This is a genomic window from Mycoplasma sp. AC157, from assembly GCF_054343415.1.
On the sequence record NZ_JBTGVE010000031.1, the window covers coordinates 1 to 7,343 of the forward strand.

3 protein-coding genes are annotated in these 7,343 nt (G+C 24.8%); 1 reads left to right on the top strand and 2 read right to left on the bottom strand.

Features of this window, described 5'->3' with window-relative positions:
* A partial coding sequence (locus ACXX84_RS03910) for a cation-translocating P-type ATPase (RefSeq protein ID WP_458561178.1) occupies positions 1–2,460 on the bottom strand: 2,460 nt, incomplete at its 3' end.
* Positions 2,444–4,063 carry a CTP synthase gene (locus tag ACXX84_RS03915; RefSeq protein WP_436359086.1) on the bottom strand — a complete coding sequence of 540 codons (1,620 nt, stop codon included), beginning with the start codon at positions 4,061–4,063 and terminating at the stop codon, positions 2,444–2,446. The genes ACXX84_RS03910 and ACXX84_RS03915, both read right to left, overlap by 17 nt.
* Before the next feature lie 98 nt (positions 4,064–4,161).
* Here ACXX84_RS03915 and ACXX84_RS03920 point away from each other — a divergent pair, with 98 nt between their 5' ends.
* Positions 4,162–7,269, top strand: coding sequence for a hypothetical protein (locus ACXX84_RS03920; protein WP_458557481.1), 3,108 nt, complete (start codon positions 4,162–4,164; stop codon positions 7,267–7,269).
* The last annotated feature ends 74 nt before the right edge of the window (positions 7,270–7,343 follow it).

The following is a 7,343-nucleotide window of genomic DNA, read 5'->3' on the forward strand; positions in this document are numbered from 1 at the left end:
ACTTTCATTACTTCTTAATATAATAGAATTTAAAGATAAAATTATTCCCATAGTCATGAAACAAGATAAAGAAGCAAAATTTAGTGTTGATAAATTTTCTTTAGCTAAGATTGTTTTTATTTCATTTAAATTTGCTACACCACTTTGACTATAAGCACCTAAATAAAATGCTAATAATGATAGTGTTGATGACAAGATGGAAAGTAAAGATATTTGAATTATCATTTCTTTAGTTAAGATAGAAGCATTTTTATGATTTGGTTTTTTATTCATTAAATTTTGTTTTGGTCTATTTAAACCTAGTGCAATTCCTGGGAAAGTTTCAGAAATAACATTTATTCACAAAATTTGTAAAGAAGATAAAGGATTTATACTAAAAATTAAAATTCCAATAAAAGTAGTTAATAAAGCTGTTAAATTGGTTGTAAAAAGGAAAATCATTAATCTTTTTATGCTATATAAAATACTTCTTCCTTCTTTTATAGCACTAACTATTGTTGAAAAATTATCATCTGTTAATACCATATCTGCAGCTTGTTTGGAAACATCAGTTCCTGTTATCCCCATAGCACAACCAATATCTGCAGCTTTAAGAGCAGGAGCATCATTTACTCCATCGCCTGTCATAGAAACAACTTTATTTTTTGTTTGTCAAGCTTTAATAATTCTGATTTTGTCTTCAGGACTAACTCTGGCAAAAACTGCATATTTTTCAATGTTTTGATTTAAATCTTCATCGCTCATTAGTTTTAATTCACTTCCACTTAAAACTAAATCTTCATCAGAGTTTACTATATTTAATTGTTTGGCAATGGCATAAGCTGTGTTTGCATAATCACCAGTAATCATTACAGTTTTTATTCCAGCTTTTTGTGCAATTGCAATAGAACTTTTAACCTCTTCTCTTGGAGGGTCTATCATCCCTATTAATCCCACTAATGTTAAATTTTGTTCCACATTTTTTGAACTTAAATCATCTGGTAATTTGTCTCATTTTCTAATTGCTAATGCTAAAACTCTTAAAGCATTATTAGAAAATTCGATATTTTTATGTTCTATTTGCTTTGACAAATTGTTTGCAAGAGCGAAAATAGAATCTGGAGCTCCTTTTGTAATAGAATAAATATTTTCATTAATTTTTACAAAGACAGTCATCATTTTTCTATCCGAATCAAAAGGAATTTCGTTTATTCTTGGATGTAATCCAGAAACTGAATCTTTCAAAATTTTATTATCAATTCCGAATTGGATAATAGCAGTTTCAGTTGGATCTCCAATTAATTTGTGTTCCCCTTTTTCATTTATAGATGAGTTGGCATCTGTACATAAAATAAAATATTTAATAAAGTCTTCTTCTGAAAAAGCGTTATTTTTAAAGGTTTCTATAACCTTCATTTTATTTTGGGTTAATGTTCCTGTTTTATCACTACAAATTATTGAAACATTTCCTAAAGTTTCAGCAGCTGGTAGTTTTTTAACAAGAGCATTTTTATTTGATAATCTTTTAACTCCAATAGATAAAATAACAGTAACAATTGGTACTAAACCTTCTGGTATAGTTCCAATAGCTAAAGTTATAGCAATAACAACACCTTTTGCTCAAAGACTTCAATTTCCTGAAGCAACTATAAAAATATAAATAAAGAAGGTAATTACACATAAAATAGCGGAAAAAATTCCAATTTTTTTACTTAAATTTGCAAGTTGTTTTTGGAGTGGAGTGAGTTTTTCTTTTTCTTGATTTAGCAATTTAGCAATATTTCCTAATTTTGTTTCCATCCCAATTTTTGTAACTAGAATTTTTGCTCTACCATTTATAACATTTGTGCCAGAATAAACTTCAGTATCTTCGGTTTCTTCTCAGTTAAATTCTAAATTAGATATATTTTTTTTAAAAACACTTAAAGATTCACCTGTTAAAATCGATTCTTCAACCTCTAATTGAGCAGAATTAACAATAATTCCATCAGCTCCGATAGTATTTCCTGCTTCAATTAGTAATATATCTCCAACAACAATGTCTTTTGTATCGATAATTATTTCTTGTCCGTTTCGAATTACTTTTGATGTTGGAGAACTTAAACTAGCAAGTGATTCAATAGATTTTTCTGCTTTATTTTCCTGTATTAAACCAAATATAGCATTTAAAATTACAATAAAAAATATCACAAAAGGTTCTACAAAACTAATTATAAATTCTATATGATTCTTATATTCATAATGAACTATCGCTTCATAAATAGCAATTCCTAAAGCTAAAAATGCAGCAATAATTAAAAGAATAATCATCGGTTCAATAAACTGTTTTAAAAACTTAATAATTAAAGGTGTTTTCTTTTTATTTTTAAGTTCGTTTACACCGTATTTTTCTTTATTTTTAGAAATTTGTTCATGATTTAAACCTTTATTTAAATCAACGTATTTAAATGTATTTTGTAAAGAATTATTTTTGTTTTCCATTATTTCTTTCTGCTGCTTTTTCTACAAAAGCACTAAATAGTTTATGTGGATTTAGTGGTCTTGCATTGAATTCTGGATGATACTGCACACCAATATAAAAATCTTTGCTTTTATCTTCACAAGATTCAACCAGACCTAATTCTGGATGATAACCTGAAAAACTAAAATTTTCATCTTCTAATTTTTCAATAAATTCATGTTGTATTTCGTATCTATGTCTATGTCTTTCAAAAACAGAAGTACTTTTGTAAAATTTAGCAATTAAAGAATCTTTTTTAAACACTGTTTCAGATTCTCCTAATCTTAAAGTTCCGCCCATTTGGTCTTTTTCATTTTTACCTTTTATAAAATCTAAAACATAAACTTCTTCTTTGTTGTTTGTAGCAAATTCTTTAGAAGTTGCGTGTTTATAACCTTTTAGACGTGCTTGAGCAACTGACATTGCTTGCATACCTAAACAGATACCAAAAGTTGGAATATTTTTTTCTCTTGTATATGTTGCTCCTAAAACTTTTCCTTCAAAACCTCTAATACCAAATCCAGGTAAGATAATTACACCATCAGCATCATCGAGTTTTTCAGATATATTTTCATTAGTTAGAATATTAGAGTCAACATATTCTAGTTTTACTTCATATCCTTTATCAAATGCAGAAATTTTAATAGCTTCATTTATTGATTTATAAGCATCGGAAAAACTGGTATATTTCCCAAGCATTTTGATTAATAATTCAGCTTTTTTTTCTTTATTAACTTTGTTAGCAAAAGTTGTTCATTTTCTTAAATTTGGTTTTATATGTGTAATATTAAAGTAATCTAATATAATATTAGCTGCGTCTTTTTTTTCTAAATATAAAGGCATTTCATATACATTTTTTAAATCAGGAGCAGAAATAACATTTCTTGGATTTAAAAATGTAGTTTTTGCAACTTTATTTAAAATAGTGTGATCAACTTCGTCGTTAGATCTTAAAAGTATCATATTAGGTTTTATACCCATACCTCTTAATTTGTTAATAGAATCTTGTGTAGGTTTGGTTTTAAAATCACCTGATGTTTCAAGAAAAGGAACATAAGTTACGTGAATGAAAAAAGTGTTTATTCCGTTGAATTCACTACTCATTTGTGCTATTGCATAAATAAACGGATTTGATTCAATATCCCCTACTGTTCCACCTATTTCAACTATAACAAAGTCACTTTTATATTTTTTTTCTATATTTTTAATTATACTAATTATTTCATCGGTAACATGTGGGATATATTGAACGGTTTTACCATCATAATATCCTTCCCTTTCTTTTTCTAAAATATTTCAAAAGATTCTACCACTTGTAAAATTGGAATCTTTTGAAAATTTTTCATCAATAAAACGTTCATAGTGACCAAGATCAAGATCTGTTTCTCCACCATCAGCAGTTACATAAACTTCTCCGTGTTCGTAAGGAGACATAACTCCAGGATCCACATTTAAGTAAGGATCTAATTTTAAAACAAAAACACTAAAACCTCTTGATTTTAAAAGGTTTCCGATTGAAGCAGCAGAAACTCCTTTTCCTAATCCGGAAATTACACCACCTGTAACAAAAATAAATTTAGACATTTTTTCTCTCTTTCATACTAATACATTTAATATTTAAATTATACAAAAATATTGATATTTTGTTTTTGTAAAAATAAAAAAATATTTATAATTTAAATATGAAAAACAAAACTAAAAAAATTATATTATCATCAATAGTGCTTGGTACTATTGCGGCATCTTCTATTGGCGCAACTTTAGCAATAGTCCTTAATAAAAACAAAAATAAAGAAAGTATATTTTTAAAGGAAAAAATTAAATTTAGCAGAACAAAAGATAAAGTTTTTATATTTCTTCCTAATTCTTTTAAAGAATCAATTAAAGATATTGAATTAACTTTAAAAGAAAAGCAAACAGATTCTAAAACTTATGTTTCAAAAGAGTTTACTTATTTGAATAGCAAAATTGAAGTTTTAATTCCTTCAATTTTGCAAGATAAATCTTCGTTATTTATCGATAAACTCTTTATAAATAAAGAAAATATTTCATTAAAAAGATATTCTGATACAGAAAGAGAAATTATATTTAGTGAAGAAAAAAAAGATCCTGAAGTTCCTAAAACAGACCCTGATACACCTAAACCAGAAAATCCTGGGGAAAAAGATGTAATCGAGAATCCAAATAATGGTACCATAAATAATGTTCAAGATCCAAATGATAAACAAGAACCTGAAATTCCTGATTCAAATGAAAATGATGACTTTGTAATTTCATCTTTAGAAATTTTAGAAAAAACAGATGAATTTGTAAAACTTAAAGTAAATTTTTCTAAACATTTATTAAAAAATGTAAAAAATAAAGATTTTCAAATTGAAATATCTGGAAAAATTAAGGATAAACAATTTTTTAACTCTCAAGAATATATTGAAAATTCCGATTCAGTTATTTTTGATTTATCAAATTTAGAGTTTAGTGAAAACTATTTAATTAATAATATTACTTTAAACAATAAACCACTAACTAGTTTAAATTCAGCACAAAAAATAGGAAATAATTGAGAAAATTCCGAAAATACAAGTGATTTCATCTTTCAAACAAAAGAGTATTCTCAAAAAATATCTTATGATAGTATAAGTTATCACATTGATGAAACAAATCCAAATCGTTTATTACTTTCTTTTAACAATGTGGAAAAACTATTTGAATTTACAGAAAGTGAATATATTGGAAAATTAACATTAAAAGATAAAACAAATTCAGACACAGAATTTACGGTAGATATTTCGATTAGAAAAACAGAAAATGAAGGATTAAAAAATATTCCTATCACAATTAGTACAACAAGTGATTCATCAACTTTTGACTATGAAGATGGATTTGAAATTCCTTCAAACGCCAACTTAGAAATAGTGGATTTTAAAATTGATAGGAGTGGTTTAGTTTCCGTTATTGAACCGAGAATTTCTATTTTACCAAAAGACGGAATAAATAAAGAATTTAGTTCTAAAAGAAGTTTTAGTAAATTCAAAAATACTGAGTTTAATTTAGAATCTAATAATAACTTGAAAGTTAAAACAGAATTAGAACTTGTTGATATTGATCAAAGTAATTTGAATGATGTCAAATTGGAATTTATATCTAATTTTGGTGGTTATTGAAAAATAAATGCAACTAAAGTCAATGATAAATGAGAAGCAAATATTCCAAATTATAATTATTATGGAAAAATTTCTTTAACTAAAGTTTTTGTAAATAATAAAGAAATTCAATTAGATTATTTACATAAAGGAGTCCTTAAATTTAATAATGATAAAAATAGAGAAGAAAATGCACTAATAAATTCTGTAAATATTACCGAAAATAAAGAAAATTCCTTTATATCTGATATTTCTGTAAATTTTAATAATAGTGAATTATTAGATCAATTTTCTTTATTAAAACCAAGACTTGAAATTTTTGATATTAATAATCAAACTCAAATTATTGAACCAAAATTCCTTTATAAAGATAAAAATAATTATATATTTAGCACTTATTTAAAAAACAATGTTAATTATAAAATTAAAAAATTAAGTTTTGGCACTCAAGATTTTAATTTTGAAAATTCATTTACAAAATCAAAGACATCTACACCAAAAACAGAAATAGAATTAAATGAAATAATTAATAATATTTCTTCTTTAAATTTAACAAAAAAATACTGAGCTTCTGGAGCACTAAAATCTTTAAATTCAACATCTGATTTTATAAAGATAACTGACATTAATAAGATTAGAAATTTTGATGATTCAATAGAAATAGAAGTAAATAAATCGTCTTCTGAAACAGAAATTGATGAAAGAAACGGTATTTTAAAATTAAATATCAAATTAAAATCTGGATCAAATTATTCAATTTCTAAAAAAATTACAATTAACAATTTATATAATGTTAATTTCTTTGAACATTTTAATCAAAGTAATAGTTATTTTGAAAAATTAATTTCAATATCAAATAAAGGTTTAACTAAATCTACTTTAGATTTTGACAAAACATTTACTGAAGTAGAAACTAACGATTTACATTATTCATTTGGAAATCCAACTACTTGAGTTGAAATAAAAGATGAAAAATTAAATGATTTTTTAAATATTGATGAATCGTTAAAAAGTTATGATAGTTCAAAACTAAAAATATTTTTCATCAAATTTAGAGATCAAAAAAATTTATATGATCCACATATAACTTCTGCATATGCAATGCAAGGCTTTATGGAATATAAAATAGGTTTTTGATTTGATAATTTAAACGAAAATAACCCAGAATCTAAATATAAGAAAATTTATGGTCCTATGTTAGTAGGTGGATTCAACTTTGATAATACATCACAAAGTCTTTATTTAAACTTTAAAGAAAAAATTGAAAAATTTTCAACAGAAAAATGAGATGAATTTAATAGTTATTATGGATTTAAAAATCCTGAATCTGTTGATTTAGATAATTTAATTGCTGAAATTAATCAAATTTCCAGTAAAGAAGAAAGATGAAATAAAATTTTAGAGTATACCAAAATAAGTAAATTGTTATCTAGTATAACTGATTTAGTTAAAAATTCATTTAATTCTCCAATTTCAAAAGATTTTTATAATATTCAAGTAGAAACAGCAAGCAAAGAAACTATTGGAGAAAATAATTTTCTTAAATTAAAAGTTGTTTTAAAATCTCATTCCTTTAATAGAACTATTCAAAACAACGAAAATAATAATATAGGTAATAATTTTATTGATATATTATTCTTAAAAAGATAAAAACTCAACTAAATTGAGTTTGCTTAATTGTAAGATCAAGTGCACCACTTTAAAGTAAAATTTAAAGTATGGGA